The organism is Rhizobium sp. MHM7A (genome assembly GCF_005862215.1).
Classification (GTDB): Bacteria; Pseudomonadota; Alphaproteobacteria; order Rhizobiales; family Rhizobiaceae; genus Rhizobium; species Rhizobium bangladeshense.
The window spans coordinates 306,462-326,153 of the sequence record NZ_VCHT01000004.1; the positions used below are offsets into that span (position 1 = coordinate 306,462).

The window sequence follows — 19,692 nt, forward strand, 5'->3', positions numbered from 1 at the left end:
TTGCTTAGGTGTTGAAAATCGATTGTCTCAGGCGCTCTCGAGCACTTGCAGAAGTGCCGCGATATAGCCGTAACAAAAGGCAAATGCGGTGGCGGACGGGTCCCTGCCGCTGACGGTCGGCACATGGTCGGGCATCAGCATGTACTTGTAGCCGACTTCCTTGTAGATTCTGGCGGAGCGGACCATGTCCATGTCGCCCTCATCGGGGAAAGTCTCCATGAAGGACAGCTTGCCGCCGCGAATATTGCGGAAGTGGACATTGAATATCTTGTTGCGCTCTCCGAACCAGCGAATGATGTCGTCGATCTCTTCGCGGGGATTTTCGAGCATCTCGCCGATCGAGCCCTGGCAGAAATTGAGGCCGTGATAAGGGTTTTCGCGCATCTGCACGAATTTCTTCAGCCCTTCCACCGTCCCCAGCACGCGCGTGACGCCGCGATAGCCGGGCGGCGTATAGGGATCGTGGGGATGGCAGGCGAGCCTGACGCGATTGCTTGCGGCGACCGGAACGACGCGTTCGAGGAAGTAATCGATCCGCTCCCAATTTTCGTCCTCGGAGAGCACGCCGGCAAGGCCGGGCGCGGCCTGCTGGTCGGTCTTGTCCCATCGGAAGCTCGCATTCATCGAACCGCCGCGTCCCGGTTCGTCGGGCGTGCGCGGAATGCCGATCAGGTTGAGATTGTATTTCACTGCCGGAATGCCGGCCGCCGCGACATTCTCGATCATCTGGCAGACCGCATCGATCTGCCGGTCGCGGTCAGGCCCGGCAAGAAGGATGTCCGGATAGGAGGCTTTCTCGATCGGCTGCGAGGGCAGGGGCAGCTGAATCATGTCGAGGATCAGGCCGAAGCTTTCGACCTTGTCTCGATGGCGTTCGATGTCGGCAAGCGTCCAACTGCTCGGCTTTCCCGGCGGATCGGCGCTGATATGCTTCACGCCCAATTGCGCGAAGATCCGATAGTCGTCATCGTCGCGCGCTGCCACCTGTGTTCCAAGATACATCAGAGACCTCTCAAAAATCATCAATGTCATATGACATAATATGAATCTTAGAGGGTGTCGAGCCCTATTGCTGTTCGGCCAGCATCCGATAGCGTCGCTGGCTTGCCATCAAATGGGCACGCATCGCCTGGCGGGCGCGGTCGGGATCCTGATCGGCGATCGCCGAGAGGATTTCCACATGTTCGGCATGGACCTTTTGAAGATACTCGCGGTCATTGGCCTCCGGCAGCGTCGGAAACTGCCCGCGGGGAATGGCGCGTGGGCCGAAATGGCGCAACACGTCGACATAGAAACGGTTGTTGGTGGCGGCCGCGATCGCCATGTGGAAGGCATAGTCGGCCTCGACCGTCTGCTGTCCCGACTCGATCAGTTGCGCCATTCGGCGGTTGGCCTCTCGGATTGCTGCTTCCTGCTCGGCCGTGCGGCGATAGGCGGCAATCGCAGCCGCTTCACCTTCGGCGGCCAGGCGAAACTCCAACAACTCCAGGGTTTCCGGGATGCTTTTGATCTCCACCGGCGTCAGCGACATGACCGAATGGATCTTCGGATCCGCGACGAAGACACCTTTGCCCTGGATCGGCCTGACGAAACCTGCGGCCCTTAAATCGGCAATCGCCTCGCGCACGACGGTGCGGCTGACGCCGAAAGTCGATTCGAGCTGCGGCTCGGTCGGCAGCTGGTCGCCGACACGCAATTTCCCTGTCTCGATTTGCGCTCGCAACTGATCGATGACCTGCTGCGCCAGTCTTTGCCGACCACGGCCGAGTGTCGTCATTCTCGCTTCCCCAGTTCCTTTGCCTCAAGTCTTCCGCACGGGTCTTGCAAATCGTACCGGACTTCGATAAATCATAATACGACATACGGACGACATAATATGTCTCCTATAGTAATCCAGGGAGGAGTTACAATGAAGCATTTTTCTAAGGGCCTGTTCGTCGGAGCCTTCGTCGGCGCCCTGACGATCGCCGCACCGCTTTCGCACGCAGCCACGCCGAAGGACCAGCTGGTGATCGGGACATCGCTGGCACAGGTCCTGTCGCTTGATCCGCATCAGGCGACCGAGGGCAAGGCCGTCGAGATCATGTCGAACCTTTACGACCGGCTGGTGAACAGCACGCCCGATGGCAAGATCTTGCCGCAGCTGGCCGCGAGCTGGAAGGTCGACGACAAGGGCATCACCTTCACGCTGCGCCAGGCCAATTTCGCCTCCGGCAATCCGGTGACGGCGAAAGATGTCGTCTATTCAATTGGGCGGCTTCTGAAGCTCGACCAGGCTGCTGCGGCGAACCTCAAGCGCGTCGGCTATGACAAGAACAATGTCGACAAGCTCGTTACTGCAGTCGACGATAAGACCGTGCGCATCGACTTTTCCGGTCAGGTGACGGCCGAGATGCTGCTCTACCGGCTCGCGGCATCGACCACCAGTATTGTCGACAGCGTCGAAGTGCAGAAGCATGTCGTCGACAACGACTGGGGAAATGCATGGATGCGCACGCACTCGGCCGGCTCCGGTCCGTTCACCCTGAACCGCTGGTCTCCGAACGAACTTGTCATTCTCGACGCCAACAAGGATTATGTCACCGGCGCTCCGAAGATGAAGCGCGTCATCGTCCGGCATGTTCCGGAAAGCCAGGTCGAGCGGCTAATGCTCGAGCGCGGCGACATCGATATCGCCAGCGCCATGACGGCAGCCGATCTCGCGACCTTCAAGGACAAGCAGGGCTTTACGATCCAGCGCATTCCGACAGGCGGCTTCTACGTGCTGTCGATGAATGCCGGCAACCAGTACCTGTCCAATCCGAAGGTGCGCGAGGCCATTGCCTATGGCATCGACTATAAGGGAATCGAGAAGACGATCATGCGGCCCTACGGTCGGGCAAGAAACGTTCCCGTGCCGGAGAATTTCGAATCTGCGATCCCGAACCCCGACTGGCATCTCGATGTCGAAAAATCCAAGCAGCTGTTGGCCGAAGCAGGGTTCAAGGACGGCTTCTCGCTGACGCTGAAGACGATCGCGCAGACGCCGCGCATCGACCTTGCCACGGCGATCCAGGCGTCGCTCGCCCAGGTCGGCATCAAGATCGACATCCAGCAGGGCAACGGCTCGGAAATCATCGCCGCCCATCGCGCCAGGGATTTCGATCTTCTGATCCCGCAGACCAGCGCCTATATGCCGAACGTGCTCGGTTCGATGGAGCAGTTCTCGTCCAATCCCGACAACTCGAAAGAAGCCAACAATGCCGGCAACTTCGTCTGGCGTTCGGCCTGGGACATCCCGGAGCTGACGGCTCTGACGTCCAAGGCATCCATGGAGGCGGACGCCAAGAAGCGCGGCGAGCTCTATGTCGAGATGCAGAAGTTGTTCGTGGAACAGAAGCCGGCGGTGCTGCCGATGTTCGAGCGTTTCGAGCCGATCGTGCTGTCGAGCAAGGTGCAAGGATATGTGGGGCATCCGACCCAGCTGACGCGTCTCGAGAGCGTCATGAAGTCTGAAGCCCAGTAATACTCCCGAGGCAGCCGATCATGAAGGAACTCTCTGTAGCCGAATTTGGCCGACGTCTGGCGCATCTGCTCGTCAGCCTTTTCATCCTCTTATGTGTGACCTTCGTGATCGGCCGCGTCCTGCCCACGGATCCCGTCGGCGCAATCGTCGGCGAACTCGCCGATCCCGCCGCCTATGCGGCGATGCGGATGCGTCTTGGGCTTGATCTGCCGATCTATCGGCAGTTCTTCCTCTATCTGAACGGGCTGGCGCATGGTGATTTCGGCACGGCCGTGCTCACCGGCAATCCCGTCTCCTCGGACCTCGCTCAGGCCTTTCCGGCGACATTCGAGCTTGCGACGCTGGCGGTGATCATTTCGACCTTCGTCGGCGTTCCGCTCGGCCTGGTCGCAGCACTGTTTCGCGACAGCATGATCGACAAGGTCGCACGTGTTGTCGCCCTCGTCGGCCATTCGATCCCGGTCTTCTGGTTCGGCATCGTCGGGCTCGTCATCTTCTATGCCGGCCTGAACTGGGTCGGCGGGCCGGGCAGGGTCGATGTGTTTTACGAAGGCCTCGTTACCCCGCAGACCGGCCTGCTGTTGATCGACAGCCTCCTGCAGGGCGAAACGGAAATCTTCTGGAACGCGCTCGGCCACATCATTCTTCCTGCCGTCATCCTCGCCTATGCGGCGATGGCCTACATCACCCGCATGACCCGCAGCTTCACGCTTGAGCAGCTGAGTCAGGATTATGTCATCGCTGCCCGTGCCAAGGGTGTCAGCCCGACCGGCACGATCCTGGGCCATGTCCTGCCGAATATCGCGGTGCAGCTCATCACCATTCTCGCAATTTCCTATGGCGGTCTGCTCGAAGGCGCTGTCGTTACCGAGATCGTTTTCTCCTGGCCGGGCATCGGCCAATATATGACGAACGCGCTGATGATCGGCGATATGAACGCCATCGTCGCTGCCACCATCATCGTGGGATTCATCTTCATGTTCCTGAATTTCCTGGCCGACGTCGCCTACGCCGTGCTCGATCCGCGCATGCGGGAGGCAGCGCGATGAGTGACGCCGTCCACAGCGAGATCCGGATCCGTCCGCCAAGTATGCCGAGCCGCGTTGCCGCTTCGTTCGGGCGCGCCGGCCGAAAACTGGCCGACGAGCCGCTTGGCCTTGCCGGCTTCGTTATTCTCGGTCTCCTTTGCGTGGTCGCCATTTTCGCGCCGCTCCTGGCCCCTTACGATCCGACTATCCAGTCGCTCGGCGATGCCCTGCAGCCGCCAAGCCTTGCCCATCTCGCCGGCACGGACGAGTTCGGCCGGGATATTTTGAGTCGCCTGATCTTCGGCACGCGCATCACCATCCAGACGGTGCTGTCGGTATCATTGATCGTCGGTCCGATCGGATTGCTGATCGGCGTCGTCGCCGGGTTCTTCGGCGGCAATACCGATGCTTTCCTGATGCGCGCCACCGATATCGTGCTGTCCTTCCCGTCGCTGATCCTGGCGCTTGCCTTTGCCGCCGCCCTCGGCGCCGGCCTCGGCACAGCGATAATCGCCATCTCGCTCACGGCATGGCCGCCGATCGCAAGGTTGGCACGCGCGGAAGCGCTAGTCGTCAGAAACGCCGATTACGTGGTCGCCGCCCGCCTTTACGGCGCTTCGCCGATACGCATCCTGCTCCTTTACATCGCACCGATGTGCATTCCGTCGGTCATCGTCCGTCTGACCCTCAATATGGCGGGCATCATCCTGACGGCGGCCTCGCTCGGCTTCCTCGGCCTTGGCGCCCAGCCGCCGGCGCCGGAATGGGGCGCGATGATTTCCAACGGCCGCAAGTTCATGCTCGATTACTGGTGGGTCGCCGTCATGCCGGGTATTGCCATCCTGCTTAGCAGCCTTGCCTTCAACATCGTCGGAGATGCTCTGCGCGACATTCTGGATCCCCGCCATGCCAGATCGTGAAATGACAGTTCGTAACAAACAAGCTGGTGATCGCCAGCCCGTTCTTTCGGTCAAGGAGTTGAGCGTCCGTTTTGGGCGAGGGGCTGTGCCCGCCGTCTCCAATGTCAGTTTCGACGTCGGGCGGGAACGTGTCGGCATTGTCGGCGAATCCGGTTCCGGTAAATCGACGACCGGGCGCGCTATCATGCGCCTCCTGCCGCCGGCCGCAGTGGTCTCGGCCGAGCGCCTGGACCTTGCCGGCAGTCCGCTGCTTGCAAAGACCGAACGTCAGATGGGCGCGCTGCGCGGCAAGGACATCGCGCTGATCATGCAGGATCCCCGCTATTCGTTGAATCCGGTGCTGTCGATCGGCAAGCAGATCGCCGAGGCCGCCCGCCTTCACCTCAGCCTGCGCGGCAAGCCGGCGCAGGATGCGGCCCGCTCCATGCTGGAGCGCGTGCGCATCACCGATCCTGATCGGGTGATGGCGCTTTATCCCCATCAGATATCGGGGGGCATGGGCCAGCGCGTGATGATCGCCATGATGCTGCTGGCGCGGCCGAAGCTCGTCATCGCTGACGAACCGACCTCGGCTCTCGATGTCAGTGTGCGAAAGGACGTGCTGCTGCTGCTTGATGAACTGGTGCGCGAGAACAATTCGGGTCTGCTGCTGATCAGCCACGACATTCGTATGGTGGCTGCATTCTGCGAACGCATCATCGTCATGTATGCCGGCCGCATCGTCGAAACGCTGACCAGCCTCGAAGAGGCCCGTCATCCCTATACGCGTGGGCTGATAGCAGCGCTGCCCGACCCCAAGAATCCGGTTCGCAGGCTTGCGGTTCTCGACCGGGCGAAACTCGATCTGGAGGCGGCGCAATGATCGATGTCCGTGATCTCGATGTCGTCTTTTCCTCTGGCAAGAACAGGAATCATGTCGTCAAAGGCATCAGTTTTCAGGTGGGCCAGGGCGAGACGCTCGGCATCGTCGGCGAGTCCGGCTGCGGCAAATCGACGGTGCTGCGCTGCCTCGCCGGCATGGAGGCCGGTTGGACCGGCCAGATCGAGCTTCGCGGCAAGCCGATCGGCAAGAAGCGCTCCCGCGAGGAGCTGACCTCGGCCCAGATGGTGTTTCAGGATCCATATGGATCGCTGCATCCCCGACATCGCATCGGCACCGCGCTCGCCGAGCCGTTACGCGCCATGCGTCACTCCGACATCTGGTCGAAGGTCGAAAGGGCGTTGATCCAGGTAGGCCTGCCGGCAAGCTTCGCAAACCGTTTCCCGCACGAACTTTCCGGCGGCCAGCGCCAGCGCGTGGCGATTGCCCGGGCGCTGATCCTGTCACCGCCCATCCTGCTGCTGGACGAGCCGACATCGGCGCTCGACGTCTCGGTCCAGGCCGAAATCCTCAACCTGCTTGCCGACCAGCGCGAGGAGAAGGGACTGACCTATCTGCTTGTCAGCCACGATCTCGCAGTCATAGCCCATATGTGTGACCGGGTGTTGATCATGAAGGACGGGCGCTTCGTCGACGAACTCACCAAAGAGGATCTGCAGGCCGGCACCACGCATGACGCCTATGCGCGCGAGCTGTTCGAGGCGAGCTTCATCGAAGCATGACGCGTTTGATCGTCACCGGTCCGTGGTTGTGGCATTGGCAGAGCGGACGGGTGCGACGCTGCCCCTTTCGACCAGATGACAGGATAGCTCGACACGGCGGCGCGGCAAGGCAAGGCCGAGCATCATATCGCGCAGGAGGTCGAGCGCGGTGGCGCCGAGTTCTCGCATCGGAATATGCACCGTCGACAGCGGCGGATTGAGAAAGGCCGATTGCGGCAGATCGTCGATGCCCATGACGGAGACGTCCTGCGGCACGGCATAACCCATCGCCTGCAATCCGCGTATGGCGCCGTTGGCGAGACTGTCACCCGCGGTCAGAACGGCGGTGAAGCAAAGGCCCTTGTCGCCAACGAGGCGGGTGATCGCCTCGGCGCCGAGTTCCGGCAGCCAGTCGTCGACCTCGAGTACCAGATCGGCATCGGCCTTCAGCCCATGATGCTGCAGCGCGTCGCGCCAGCCCTCCAGGCGCCGTTCGATCGTCCGCCGTCCCGGCCGCAGCATGAACAGGATGCGTTGATGCCCTGCCTCGATCAGCCGCTCGGCGGCGATGAAGGCGGCCGAGCGGTTGCAGGGCGTCACGCTCGAAAGCCGCATATAGGGATCGTCGCTGTTCACCAGCACGACGGGCTTCCCGAGAGCGGCGGCGGCCGCCAGCATATCCTCGTCGTCGACGGTCAGGATCAGCATGCCGCCGAAACTTGCATCATTGTGCATCTCGGCGATGACACGTGCTTCATCGGACTTGTCGGCGACCGGACGCATCGCCATCTCAATACCGAGGGCGGAGGCGCGCGCGTTCAATCCTTCGAGCACGTGAAGCGTGAACTGGTTGCGGACATAATCGATCATCGCCGCGCCGGAGGCAACGAGCATGACCTTCTTGCCGGCGACACTCGCCGGTAGGGCGTAACTGACCGCGCTTGCGGTTTCCAGCACCAGCTTCCGGATCTCAGGCCTGACGCCCTTTTCGCCGGCGAGCGCGCGCGAGACTGTGCTGATCGACACGCCGCATCGCGCGGCAATGTCGTCGAGCCGTGTGCGCCTGCCCTTTTTCTGCTCCGTGGACATGGGGTCTCCTCGCTCGCTCAAGTTATGCAAAAATCTTTCAGATTGCGCAAATGGCATGCCTGTGCACAATTGTTGTCGAGGAGTCCGCGACAAGCGGCAGAGCATGGGAGGCTTTGAAGATGCGGCTTGACCGCCATCCAATGCGTCGGCGTTTTCTCGGAAAGACCAAAGTCAGAGCGGATTTCAGATGACTGCTGAGCCGCAAGCCCATCTCCGCCGCGAAACGGCTAGGAATAACGCGATCGTCTATTGGCAGCTCGGCCCACTCTCGCAGGCGCGCTATGATGTTGCCGACTGCCCGATGGAAGGCAGCATGGATCCTTTCTTCTTCGTCACCAAGACGAAGAACTTCATTCCGCACGAATATCCTTGCCGCACAGAATTCAAGGCATCCTTCTCCGGCCGAAGACCGCAGCCGGCCGCCGAATTCGAGGCCGCCCGCTGGTGGTTCCCTTTCTCTTCGCCGCGCGTCGATCTCTCCGGCTTCTGGTTTCGCCCGACGCGCATCGGCTGCTGGGCGCGCACCTTCCTCGACGCCCGCACGGCTGGGTCCGCCACGCTTCGCCTCTCGACTTGCGGCGGCGCCATCCTCTTCGTCAACGGTCGCGAGCAGGGCTTCATGGCGCCTTACGAGCGCAATCTGGAAAATCAGCAGTCTTTCGAGGTCGAGCTCTCCCCGGGCCTCAACGAGGTCCGCGTCTATTTCGACGATCTCGCCGAGCGCGACGCCCGCTTCTATTTCCAGCTCGACTATCTCCAAGGACCTGAGGTCGAAACATCGGGGGGGCCGCTCCTATGAACATACGCTACGCCCCGGCCGCTCGGTCGAGCTGTCGGCCATCGCCCGGCTGCTCTGGGGCCGCGGCTGGTACGGCCGGCGAGTCCACGCGCTGCCGCAGCTTGCCGTCTGCATCCGCGATCACGGCCTGCGTTTTCCGGAAGAGCTCGCGGCGATCGCCGCGCACCAGTCCGACAACGCGCAGGAATGGAGATTTTCCCAGGGCGAGAACCGCTTTGCCGCCCTCTATCACTACAAGACACGCGATACCGCGCTCGGCACCATCGCCAATTATCGCCCCGGTGCCTGGGGTTATCAGGAGACGGTGCTGCATTTGCGCTTGGGCCGCCGGCCGGAGGCGCAGATCTGGATCAACCATCCTGGTGAAACCATCCAGTTCGGCTACGGCCGGCCGAGCTTCTGGGGCGGCTGCGGAACCCTGCCGCGCGTGCATCAGTACCGCGATCTGGCCATCCTCGATTTCGATATCCATGAGGGGCAGCCGGATTTCACCCATGCCTGGTTCCCGCTCGAAGCCTTCGACGAGACGGCCGTCGGCGGCAATCTGGCGCTTGCCCGTTGCGGCAGCGGCCTTGCGATGCTGATCGGCAACGGACCGCTTGAGCCGGTGAAGCTGGGGCCTACGACGGATGTCGAGCTGCGCCTGGCCGGCCGCAAAGGCCGCTGGATCGTCCGTCTCTCCGATCTCGAGCGCGAGGGTGATATCGGCAGAATGCGGTCGCGGTTCACCGCCCTCGCAGCACGCCGGGACGCAGCCGGCGCATTGATCATCCTCGATCCGGATTATGGAGAGGTGGTCTTCGAGGAGGATGGCACGGTGCGCGCCGAGGGCCGTATTCTCAGGCCGTCGGACTGGTCTGTGCGGGGAGAAGCGATACATCTGGAGATACCGGGCAGCCAGCCTCGGCGCGCCGCCTCGTAGACGACATGTCCGGCAGGTGGAGGACCGGCCGGGCGCAGGAATTCATCGGTCAAGAGGAGGAGAAAATGACCAGAATGAAATCGATAGGCGCGGCTTTGGCTGCGGTTCTCTTGAGTTCGGTTGCCGCCCAAGCCGGCGACGTGCGCATCATGTGGTATTCCGATGGCGGCGAAGGCGCCGTCATCAAGGACCTGCTGGCACGCTTCTCGAAAGCCAATCCCGACGTCAACGTCATTCTCGACGAAGTCTCCTATGACGTCGTCAAGGAGCAGCTGCCGGTCCAGCTGGAAGCGGGGCAGGGACCGGATATCGCCCGCGTCACCAATCTGAAGGCGCAGGCGCAGCACTGGCTCGATCTTCGCCCGCTCCTCGCCGATGCGAAATATTGGGACGATAATTTCGGCGCCCAGGCCGATTGGATGCGTCCCGACGGTTCGAACGCCATCACCGGCTTCATGACGCAGCTGACGCTCACCGGCGGCTTCGTCAACAAGACGCTGTTCGATCAGGCCGGTGTCGAAATTCCCGGCCCGAAGGCGACCTGGGACGATTGGGCGGCGGCAGCCCGGAAGGTAGCCGACAGCCAGAAGGTCTTCGCCATGGCGATCGACCGCTCTGGCCACCGCGTTTCCGGCCCGAACATCTCCTACGGCGCCAACTATATCGCCGCCGACGGCAAGCCGGCGCCCATCGATCAGGGCGCCAAGGAGTTCCTCAGCCGCTTCGTCAAGTGGAACGAGGACGGCACCGTCAACAAGGACGTCTGGGTCAGCGCTGCCGGCACCACCTATCGCTCTGCCGCCGAAGACTTCATCAATGGCGGTCTTGCCTATTATTATTCGGGCAGCTGGCAGGTTTCTGCCTTCGCCCAGAAGATCGGCGATAGTTTCGACTGGGTCATGGCCGGAAGCCCGTGCGGCACGGTCGCCTGCAGCGGCATGCAGGGCGGCGCCGGCCTCGTCGCCGTCAAGTACACCAAGAACCCGAAGGATGTCGCCAAGGTGATGGATTACCTGGCAGGTGCCGACGTGCAGAAGGAATTTGCCGAGCGCAGCCTGTTCATTCCGGCGCATAAGGGGGTGGCCGCCGGCCAGGTGGACTTCAAGACGGACAATCCGCATGTGCAGGCGGCGCTGAAGGCCTTCGTCGAATCGGCCGGTCAGACGGCCGCGCCTGCGGTGAAGCTGCCGGGCTGGAAATGGTCGGACGCCTATTACAGCGCCATCGTCGCCCGCATCAGCCAGGTCATCGCCGGCGAAATGAAGCTCGACGACGCCTATGCCCGCATCGACGAGGACATCAAGGCCAAGGTCGCCGGCAACTGACGGAAGAGCGGATGGCGGAGAAGACGGTTTCTTCCGAACCGCCGGCGAAAGCCGGTCTGCGGCAGGCGCTCAATGCGCCTGTCCGCCTCTTCATGGGGATGATCGACATTCCCATGCGCGCCTGGCAGAAGCTGACGGGCCTGAATGGCATGGCCGGCGTCTTCCTGGCGCCTAACATGCTGATCTTTTCCGTCTTCGTGCTCCTGCCGCTGGTCATCAACTTCCTCTATTCGACGACGAGCGGCGGCGCCATCTTCCTTCAGAACCGGACCTATGTCGGCGATCAGCAGTACCGCATCCTGTTCGATTGCGGCTCCTATCTCGACCCGTCCACTTGTGCTGCCGACACCTTCTGGGCGGCCGTGCGCAACACCGCCGTCTTCGTCGTCTTCCAAGTGGCGGCGATGCTGATCGCCGCGCTCGCGACGGCTTTGATCCTCAATCGCGAACTTTCCAATCGTGGCTTCTGGCGCGCAGTCTTCTTCTTTCCGGTGCTGCTGTCGCCCGTCGTCGTCGGCCTGATCTGGAAGTGGATCCTGCAGCGTGAAGGCCTGTTGAACTATGCGCTGAGCCCCTTCGGTTTCGAACCCTTCTCCTGGCTGAGCGACCGTTTTTGGGCCTTCTTCTTCGCCGTCTTCGTCTCGGTCTGGGCGCATATGGGCTTTTATGCGCTGATCCTGCTCGCCGGCCTTCAGGCGATCCCGAGGGATCTCTACGAAGCGGCGGCTATGGACAAGGCAAGCCCAACCCGTATCTTCCGGCGCATCACCCTGCCGCTGCTGATGCCCAATCTCATTGTCGTCCTGGTCCTGGCGCTGATCCGCGCCGTGCAGATTTTCGACGAGGTTTTCGTGCTCACTGGCGGCGGGCCCGGAACCAGCACCATGTACATCACCCAGTTTATTTACGAGACCGGCTTTGCGAGTTCGCTGCGCAACCCGGGGCTCGCCTCGGCCGCCTCGATCCTGATGGGCATCGTGCTCGTCATCCTGACGCTGGTGCAGCTCGCCGCCAGCGGCCGCAACGAGAAGAAGGGGAAACGTCTATGAGCGCCGTCGCCACCTTCCTGCTTCGCCGCCGCGGCCGCGGCTGGCACTGGACCGACGTCGTCACCTGGATCTGGCTGATATCAGGCGTCTTCCTGATGTTCGGCCCGGCCGTCTGGCTGGTCTTCTCCTCCTTCAAGACGCCGGCCGCCCTTGCCGAGTTCCCGCCGTCCTTCCTGCCCTATGTCACCGAGCAGGCCGTGGTGCCGGGTTACGACAAACCATTGCCGCTCTACAACGTGACGATGCCGGATGGCAGCACCCACGTGCTCGCCGAAGTCCGCCGCATCGGCATCATGGGCCAGATGATCGATCCGAAACAGCCCGGCGAAATCGTCAAGGTCAACATCAAGGACCGCGCGCCGGTGCGTAAGGTCGAATTCGCCGCCGGCAACTACACAGAGCCTTTCCAGCGCTTCGATTTCTTCCTGTTCCTGCGCAATTCCGTCTTCGTAACTGTTGTGGCGACGGCAATCACGCTGCTGGTCAATTCGATGGCCGCCTTCGCGCTGTCGAAATACCAGTTCCCCGGCCGCACCGCCGTCATGCTGATGATCCTGGCAACGCTGATGGTGCCGCTCTCGGTGATCGTGGTGCCACTCTATTCCGTCATCGGCAGCTTGAACCTTTTCGACAGCCTCTGGGGCGTCATCCTGCCGACCGTCGCCACGCCCACGGGCGTTTTCCTGCTGCGCCAATACATGCTGACGATACCCGACGAGCTGATCGACGCGGCGCGCATGGACAAGGCCAGCGAATGGCAGATCTACTGGCGCATCATCCTGCCGCTATCGGCCCCGGCGCTGGCGGTGCTGGCGATCTTCTCGGTGGTCTGGCGCTGGAACGACTTCCTCTGGCCGCTGATCGTACTGTCGCGCAAGGAGCTCTACACGCTGCAGGTCGGCCTCAACGTCTATGCCGGCGAACTCAATGTGCAATGGCACTATATCCTCGCCATGACCGTCGTCTCGATGATCCCCGTTGTGCTGATCTTCGTTTTCCTGCAGCGCTTCATCACAACGGGCATTGCCGGTTCCGGACTGAAATAGGCCGGCCGATCTAGAAATGAAACAGGAGAGTGCATGAGCGGTCTCGAGCTCAGGAACATCGTCAAGAATTTCGGCGCCGTCGAGGTCATCCGCGATGTCTCGCTCGCCGTCAATGACGGCGAGTTCGTCGCTTTCGTCGGCCCGTCCGGTTGCGGGAAATCGACGCTGCTGCGGCTGATCGCCGGCCTCGACAAACCCACGGGCGGCAGTATCGCCATCGACGGCAAGGACGTCACCGCGATCGGCGCGGCCGACCGCGGCCTTGCCATGGTCTTCCAGTCCTATGCGCTTTATCCGCACATGAGCGTGCGCGAGAATCTGGCCTTCGGGTTGGAGAATACCAAGGTGGCCAAGGCCGAGATCGAAACCCGCATCGCTGATGCCGCCAGGATGCTGGAGATCGACCCGTTTCTGCAGCGCCGCCCGGGCCAGCTCTCCGGCGGCCAGCGCCAGCGCGTCGCAATCGGCCGCGCCATCGTGCGCCGGCCGGATGCCTTCCTGCTCGACGAGCCGCTGTCCAATCTGGACGCCGAACTCAGGGTCAGCATGCGGGCCGAACTCGCCGCGCTCCACGCCCGCCTGAAGGCGACGATGATCTATGTCACCCATGACCAGGTCGAGGCGATGACGCTCGCAAACCGCATCGTCGTCTTGAGAGGCGGCAGGATCGAGCAGGTGGGAACACCGCTGGAACTTTACAACAAGCCGGCCAATCGCTTCGTCGCCGGCTTCATCGGCGCCCCGCACATGAATTTCCTGGAAGGGTCGGTCGTCGGCCACGACGGCGGTTTCACCCAAGTCGAAACTGTCGGCGGCCATCGCCTTTCCGTGATTGCCAGAGAAGCAGGTCCGATAGGCGAGAGGGTCAGCATCGGCATCCGGCCGCAGCACATCACCCTTGCGGATGCAGCCGCCTTAGGCAGGCTGGACACGCGGGTCACCCTTGTCGAGGAACTGGGTTCTGAAACCGTGGTCCACACTGAAGCCGCCGGCAAGAAGCTGATCGCCGTCTTCGCCGGCCAGCAGAGTATGAAGAGAGGCGACAGCCTGCCGCTGCATCTCGACCCCGCCGTGCTGCACCTCTTCGGTGAGGACGGCGGGCGTCTGTCTTGAGCCCTCAGCGTCCATCCACAACGGCGCCATTCGTCAAATCGCAGCTTCGCTCTGCCGTCCGCAAGAAAATCTTATCTGTAGCCAAAGTCTCAGAGCGAAGTAAGCGCAGGCAATTAGCGATGACGGGACAGCAAAAATGAAAAAAACAGATAAAAGACGAAGATCCATCCGGCCTCCATCGAAAAATAACAAAACGTAAATCAGCATGGCAAGGCACAAAGAAAAAACAAATGTTAGCGCAGACCAGAAAAATGGACGTGAATGTACTTGCTTATATTTAAAAATATAAAAGAAATATATCCCGAACATGACTGGTATGGAAAAAACAAACTTTAAAAAAAGTGTTATCAGTCCGATGTCTCCAAAGAACATAGGGACATGGGCCAAAGTCATGCCCACAAAATACGATTGAAAGAGCAGGCCTCTCTGAGGCATTCCGAGATTGAGTTTCTTCATATTCGCTTTCGGGTCGCGTTATAGTCTATGATGCTATCCAAATGCCAGCCCAGCTTCAAGGTCACGAAAAAGCCCGCGCCGGAATGGAGGGCGCGGGCTGAGTTTTACGGTCACGACAGCTTAGTGGCTGTTCTTGTGGCTTTGTTGACCAGCCTTCACATGCTGCTCATGGCTGCCGCCGCGGGTTCCGCTGGACTGCGCGTCGCGGCCGCCTGAAGAGGCGCTGCGGGTATTGGAGTCGTTCTTGTGACTCTGCTGCCCAGCCTTGACGTGCTGTTCATGGGTTCCACCTTGGTTTGCCATTTGGTTTCTCCTTGGTTTTGAACTGAGGCCACGTCGACCTCGTGTTGACAACCTCGCCCCGGCGCATGCGTTCCGCATTTTAACATTTCGTGATCTCGCCGGAAAAGAGGATGAGGAGGCGGGCCGGGCGGGTAGGGAGCTCGTCTGCCATTTCGTTGGCCATCGGAAGAAGGCGGAGAAATTCCGATGTTCTCCAGCACCGCCGCGTCCGCCTGGCGCGGCCCGCAACCTCGCTTCGAAAACCGTCCTTCGGCAAAAAGGTTCCAGGAAAATCAGCCGCATCCGTGCTCGTTCACGGCCCCCGAGACGGCCCCTCGACTCTTTTCAAATGGACGGACCGCTCTAGCTTAAATGGGATCTGATGAAAGGAGAAAACCATGACCGACGCACCGAAAACGGCGACCCCGGCGCGAAGAGTGTTGCGCGGCCGCCCCTACAGTATGAGCGAATTTGCCCGGAAATACCGGTTGGACGATAAGGAGGCCAAGCGCCTCTACGAGAAATTTGGCCCCTCGGCCACGGAGCTCGATCTGCTGATGGCGGCAAAGCGCCGTCCCCCGCGGCTCCCCACCAAACTCGACTCCTGACGGCGGACAATGAGGCTCAGAACGGGAAGCTGCCTTTGCGGAGCGGTCGCCTATCGGGTGGAAGGCGAGCCGCTTCGCGTCGGCCTCTGCCACTGCGCTGATTGCCGCAAATCGAGCGGTTCCGCCTTCGTCTTCTTCGCGCTCTGGCCTCGCTCCGCTTTCTCCCATAGCGGCGAGGTTTCAACTTTCGCCGGCCGCAGCTTCTGCCCCGCCTGCGGCGGCAGGCTTTTCTGCCTTCAGGAGCAGGCGGTGGAAATCCGTCTCGGCTCGCTCGACAATCCCCCGACGGATCTTGAGCCGAACCATGAAGTCTGGGTCAAGCGGCGCGAATCGTGGCTGCATCCACTGCCGGATGCCAGACAATACACAGAGGACACCGACTGACGGGCGATGATTTCTGCCTGTCCGGAGCGCGAAAACGCTGCAGATTTTAGGGCGACAGGCTCCGCCGCGGCAAACTTGACTTTTCTTACCAATATTTCATTTCACCCGTCCGTAATTCCGTGCCACTTCGGCGGCAACGCTAATTCCCGGTTCATCTGCAGTGTGATTAGTTCATTGCAGGGCCGAGGCGGCCACTGACCGATCGAGGATGACATGAACAAAATCGTAAGCGGCGACGAAACCGGAGCAAAGGCCGGCGCGACGCCCGACCTCGCAACGGTTCTTGCCGCGTCGGCAAGGCAGAACAAGCGGGGCCGCTGGCGCGGACGCCTCCTGGTTCTCTTGATCCTTCTCGCTGCTGCTGCGGCTGCTGCTTATTTCTACGTCGGCCGTGGGCAAAGCGAAGTGAGCTACACCACGCAGCCGGCAAAACGCGGCGCGCTGACGGTGCTCGTCACTGCCACCGGTTCGGTGCAGCCGACTGAGCAGGTGGATATATCGAGCGAGCTTTCCGGCACTGTCCGCGACGTTAACGTCGATTATAACAGCACCATCAAGGCGGGCGATGTGCTGGCGCTGCTCGACACCAACAAGCTCGAGGCGGATGTGAAGAGCTCGCGCGCCAAGGTCAATTCGGCCAAGGCGAATGTCGCCAAGGCCAATGCCGATCTCGAATCGGCCAGCACCTCGCTCGAACGGCTGAAGAGCCTTGTCAGGAGCAACGTCTCCACCCAGCAGAGCCTTGACGACGCCACCTATAAATATGATTCCGCCGTCGCCGCCAAACAGATCAACGAAGCCGAGGTTCTCGCCTCAGAGGCCGACCTGCAGCTTGCCGAAGTCAATCTCGCCAAGGCAAAGATCGTCTCGCCAATCGACGGCGTGATCCTCACCCGTTCGGTCAACCCGGGCGCCACCGTCGCAGCCTCGCTTTCGGCGCCCATCCTCTTTACCATTGCCGGCGACCTGAAGAAGATGGAGCTTCAGGTCGATGTCGACGAGGCCGATGTCGGCAAGATCGCCGTCGGCCAGAAGGCGAAGTTTACCGTCGATGCCTATCCCGATCGGTCTTTCCCGGCCGAGATCGAGCAGATCCGCTTCGCCTCCGAAGTGGTCAACAATGTGGTGACCTATAAGGCGGTTCTCTCGGTCGACAATGCCGACCTGCTGCTGCGCCCCGGGATGACGGCCACCGCCGACATCACCGTCGAGGCTGTCAAGGATACGCTGATGGTACCGAACGCCGCGTTGCGTTATGCCCCGCCGCAGGCGGAACGACGCGGCCGCGGCATTCTCGGGATCTTCGGCCCGCCACGCCGACGCGGGGGCGATACCGGCCAGGCGCTGACGGGAGCTCAGCGCCGCGTCTGGGTCCTGCGCAACGGCCGCGCCACGCCCGTCGTCATCGAGGTCGGCTCCTCCGACGGCCAGTTCACCCAGGTGATCTCCGGCGAACTCAAGGAAGATGATGCGCTGGTGACCGACGCCGCCGTGCGGACCAATTAGGCGGAGAGACGGATGGCAAGCCCGCCGCTCATCGAATTCAGGAAGGTCTCGAAAGTCTACGGCGCGGGCGAGGCTGCGATCCGCGCTCTCGATCATGTCGATCTTGCGATCGACGCCCACGAATTCGTGGCGATCATGGGGCCATCGGGCTCCGGCAAATCGACGGCGATGAACATTCTCGGCTGCCTCGACGTGCCCACATCGGGCGATTACATCTTCCAGGGCATCCCCACCAGCGGCTTTGACCGCAGCGGGCTGACGCTGTTGCGCCGCCACATGCTGGGCTTCGTCTTCCAGGGCTTCAATCTCCTGTCGCGCACGTCAGCGGTCGAGAATGTCGAACTGCCGCTGATCTATCGCGGCATGGGGGTGCGCGAGCGGCGCGAACGGGCGCGCGAGGCGCTGGCCCTGGTCGGTCTGTCCGGCCGGGAACATCACAAGACGCAGGAACTGTCCGGCGGCCAGCAGCAGCGCGTCGCCATCGCCCGCGCCATCGTCACCGAGCCGGCGCTGCTGCTCGCCGACGAACCCACAGGCAATCTCGACACGAAGACCAGCGTCGAGATCATGGGCCTGATGACGCGGCTGAACCGCGAGCAGGGCATCACCATTGTCATGGTCACCCACGAGCCTGATATCGCCGCCTATGCCGGGCGGCTGCTGCGCTTCGTCGACGGTAAGCTCGAGACTGAAGTCGAGCACCGCAGGAGGGCGGATCATGTTCTTTGAAACGCTGAAGCTCGCCTTGCGCGCCATCAGCCGCAACATGCTGCGTTCGTTCCTCACCGTTCTCGGCGTCGTCATCGGCGTTGCCGCCGTCATCGCGCTGGTCACGATCGGCAACGGCACGACCGCCCAGGTCTCCACCGAACTGTCGCGTCTCGGCACCAACATGCTGTTCGTCCGGCCCGGCCAGTTCGGCCCCGGCCGGGCGAGCTCCGAGGCCAAGCGCTTCAGCGTCAAGGATGTCGCCGCCATCCGCGACCAGATCGGCGGTCTGAGGGCGGTGGCGCCGCTCAACCAGACGACCGCGACGGTGATCTTTGGCGGCCAGAACCATTCGACTAGCGTCTCCGGCACCACGAACGATTATTTCGTCGCGCAGGACTGGAACCTGGCGCTCGGCCGCATTTTCACTCCAGCCGAGGAGCGCGGCCAGTCCCGCTGCATCGTCGGCGAGACGGTCCGCTCGCAGCTCTTCGGCGCTGGCGATCCGATCGGCCAGCAGATTCGCGTCGGTAAGGTCTCGTGTCCGGTGATCGGGGTGCTCGCCAGGCGCGGCCAGTCGGGCATGGGCACCGACCAGGATGATGTCGTCATCATGCCGGTCAAGGTGTTCCAGCGGCGCATCAGCGGCAACAGCAACGTACCGCAGATCATCATCTCGGCGCGCGACGGCGTCTCCACCGCCAAGGTGCAGGCCGATATCGAAAATCTTTTGCGTGAGCGCCGCAAGATCATTCCCGGCCGGCAGGACGATTTCAACGTCAACGACATGACGCAGATCGCCGAGGCGATGACCGGAACGACGACGCTCCTGACCGGCCTGCTCGGCGCCGTCGCTGCAATCAGCCTGCTCGTCGGCGGCATCGGCATCATGAACATCATGCTGGTTTCCGTCACCGAACGAACCCGCGAAATCGGCATCCGCCTGGCGATCGGCGCGCTCGAAAGCCAGGTGCTCACCCAGTTCCTGGTCGAGGCGGTGGCCCTCTCGCTCTTCGGCGGCATCACCGGCATTGTGCTCGGCCTGAGCCTCGGTCTGGTGGCGGTCACCCTCCTGAAAGTCCCCTTCGTCTTCAGCCCGATGATGGTCGCCGTCGCCTTCCTCTTCTCCGCGGCAATCGGCATGATCTTCGGCTATTTCCCGGCGAGACGAGCAGCGCAGCTCAATCCGATCGAGGCGCTGCGGCACGAGTGAATGGCGGGCTCGGTGTATGGCGGCTTTGGTTGGTCGGCTCCGGTGGTGCTTCGAGAAAGCGTAGCTGTAACAATTGCGGTTCAGCCATGCGGCCTCGGCATCTATTTGTCACTCCCTGGATTCCTGGCGGCGCCTTGTCTTCGTTTCTTCACCGTGCC

General features: G+C 61.8%; 19 protein-coding genes and 1 pseudogene. 15 read left to right on the top strand and 5 right to left on the bottom strand.

Annotation, left to right across the window (positions count from 1 at the left end; genetic code table 11):
* Positions 1–27: 27 nt before the first annotated feature.
* Both FFR93_RS17775 and FFR93_RS17780 read right to left on the bottom strand, forming a co-directional pair.
* Entirely contained in the window at positions 28–1,002 is a 975-nt protein-coding gene (locus FFR93_RS17775) for a mannonate dehydratase (protein WP_138394186.1), read from the bottom strand.
* Between the two features lie 64 nt (positions 1,003–1,066).
* Positions 1,067–1,777 (bottom strand): FadR/GntR family transcriptional regulator, encoded by a 711-nt coding sequence (locus FFR93_RS17780; protein WP_138394187.1) that lies wholly within the window; start codon positions 1,775–1,777, stop codon positions 1,067–1,069.
* 132 nt (positions 1,778–1,909) lie between these two features.
* Between FFR93_RS17780 and FFR93_RS17785 the strand changes: the two genes are divergently transcribed.
* Genes FFR93_RS17785 through FFR93_RS17805 form a run of 5 tightly spaced genes read left to right on the top strand, consistent with a single transcriptional unit; the run spans position 1,910 to position 7,055 of the window.
* Positions 1,910–3,505, top strand: a complete 1,596-nt coding sequence (locus FFR93_RS17785) for an ABC transporter substrate-binding protein (protein ID WP_138394188.1) — start codon at positions 1,910–1,912, stop codon at positions 3,503–3,505.
* 20 nt (positions 3,506–3,525) lie between these two features.
* The gene (locus FFR93_RS17790; RefSeq protein WP_138394189.1) at positions 3,526–4,554 is read left to right on the top strand and encodes an ABC transporter permease; all 1,029 of its coding nucleotides are present in this window, start codon (positions 3,526–3,528) and stop codon (positions 4,552–4,554) included.
* Positions 4,551–5,453, top strand: a complete 903-nt coding sequence (locus FFR93_RS17795) for an ABC transporter permease (protein WP_138394190.1) — start codon at positions 4,551–4,553, stop codon at positions 5,451–5,453. The genes FFR93_RS17790 and FFR93_RS17795 overlap by 4 nt, the downstream gene beginning before the upstream one ends.
* On the top strand, positions 5,440–6,315 hold the full coding sequence (locus tag FFR93_RS17800) for an ABC transporter ATP-binding protein (protein WP_138394191.1): 876 nt from the start codon (positions 5,440–5,442) through the stop codon (positions 6,313–6,315). Before FFR93_RS17795 ends, FFR93_RS17800 begins: the two co-directional genes overlap by 14 nt.
* On the top strand, positions 6,312–7,055 hold the full coding sequence (locus tag FFR93_RS17805; RefSeq protein WP_138394192.1) for an ABC transporter ATP-binding protein: 744 nt from the start codon (positions 6,312–6,314) through the stop codon (positions 7,053–7,055). The genes FFR93_RS17800 and FFR93_RS17805 overlap by 4 nt, the downstream gene beginning before the upstream one ends.
* Positions 7,056–7,067: 12 nt before the next feature.
* Here the strand turns inward: FFR93_RS17805 and FFR93_RS17810 are convergent, their stop codons facing one another.
* A complete protein-coding gene (locus tag FFR93_RS17810) occupies positions 7,068–8,123 on the bottom strand; it encodes a LacI family DNA-binding transcriptional regulator (RefSeq protein WP_138394193.1) in 1,056 nt (351 codons plus the stop codon).
* Between the two features lie 187 nt (positions 8,124–8,310).
* Here FFR93_RS17810 and FFR93_RS17815 point away from each other — a divergent pair.
* The 5 genes and pseudogenes from FFR93_RS17815 (at position 8,311) to ugpC (ending at position 14,377) form a co-directional block, all read left to right on the top strand.
* Positions 8,311–9,844 (top strand): annotated as a pseudogene (locus FFR93_RS17815) (hypothetical protein).
* 65 nt (positions 9,845–9,909) lie between these two features.
* On the top strand, positions 9,910–11,169 hold the full coding sequence (locus FFR93_RS17820; protein ID WP_064708969.1) for an ABC transporter substrate-binding protein: 1,260 nt from the start codon (positions 9,910–9,912) through the stop codon (positions 11,167–11,169).
* An 11-nt stretch (positions 11,170–11,180) separates the two neighbouring features.
* Positions 11,181–12,218, top strand: coding sequence for a sugar ABC transporter permease (locus FFR93_RS17825; protein WP_064708968.1), 1,038 nt, complete (start codon positions 11,181–11,183; stop codon positions 12,216–12,218).
* The gene (locus tag FFR93_RS17830) at positions 12,215–13,264 is read left to right on the top strand and encodes a carbohydrate ABC transporter permease (RefSeq protein ID WP_138394194.1); all 1,050 of its coding nucleotides are present in this window, start codon (positions 12,215–12,217) and stop codon (positions 13,262–13,264) included. The genes FFR93_RS17825 and FFR93_RS17830 overlap by 4 nt, the downstream gene beginning before the upstream one ends.
* A 33-nt stretch (positions 13,265–13,297) precedes the next feature.
* Positions 13,298–14,377: a sn-glycerol-3-phosphate ABC transporter ATP-binding protein UgpC gene (gene ugpC / locus FFR93_RS17835; RefSeq protein WP_138394195.1), complete on the top strand. Its 1,080-nt coding sequence runs from the start codon at positions 13,298–13,300 to the stop codon at positions 14,375–14,377.
* A gap of 33 nt (positions 14,378–14,410) precedes the next feature.
* Here the strand turns inward: ugpC and FFR93_RS17840 are convergent, their stop codons facing one another.
* Together FFR93_RS17840 and FFR93_RS17845 are read right to left on the bottom strand one after the other, a co-directional pair.
* The gene (locus tag FFR93_RS17840; protein WP_138394196.1) at positions 14,411–14,833 is read right to left on the bottom strand and encodes a hypothetical protein; all 423 of its coding nucleotides are present in this window, start codon (positions 14,831–14,833) and stop codon (positions 14,411–14,413) included.
* Between the two features lie 120 nt (positions 14,834–14,953).
* Positions 14,954–15,136 carry a hypothetical protein gene (locus FFR93_RS17845; protein WP_004673791.1) on the bottom strand — a complete coding sequence of 61 codons (183 nt, stop codon included), beginning with the start codon at positions 15,134–15,136 and terminating at the stop codon, positions 14,954–14,956.
* A gap of 377 nt (positions 15,137–15,513) precedes the next feature.
* Here FFR93_RS17845 and FFR93_RS17850 point away from each other — a divergent pair, with 377 nt between their 5' ends.
* The 5 genes from FFR93_RS17850 (at position 15,514) to FFR93_RS17870 (ending at position 19,534) form a co-directional block, all read left to right on the top strand.
* Complete coding sequence (locus FFR93_RS17850) at positions 15,514–15,723, top strand: hypothetical protein (protein ID WP_138394197.1); 210 nt, start codon at positions 15,514–15,516, stop codon at positions 15,721–15,723.
* A gap of 9 nt (positions 15,724–15,732) precedes the next feature.
* Positions 15,733–16,107 carry a GFA family protein gene (locus FFR93_RS17855; protein ID WP_138394198.1) on the top strand — a complete coding sequence of 125 codons (375 nt, stop codon included), beginning with the start codon at positions 15,733–15,735 and terminating at the stop codon, positions 16,105–16,107.
* Positions 16,108–16,320: 213 nt separating this feature from the next.
* Positions 16,321–17,613, top strand: a complete 1,293-nt coding sequence (locus FFR93_RS17860) for an efflux RND transporter periplasmic adaptor subunit (RefSeq protein ID WP_138394199.1) — start codon at positions 16,321–16,323, stop codon at positions 17,611–17,613.
* Positions 17,614–17,625: 12 nt separating this feature from the next.
* Positions 17,626–18,342, top strand: a complete 717-nt coding sequence (locus FFR93_RS17865; protein WP_138394200.1) for an ABC transporter ATP-binding protein — start codon at positions 17,626–17,628, stop codon at positions 18,340–18,342.
* A complete protein-coding gene (locus tag FFR93_RS17870) occupies positions 18,332–19,534 on the top strand; it encodes an ABC transporter permease (protein WP_064712810.1) in 1,203 nt (400 codons plus the stop codon). The genes FFR93_RS17865 and FFR93_RS17870 overlap by 11 nt, the downstream gene beginning before the upstream one ends.
* Positions 19,535–19,692 lie beyond the last annotated feature (158 nt).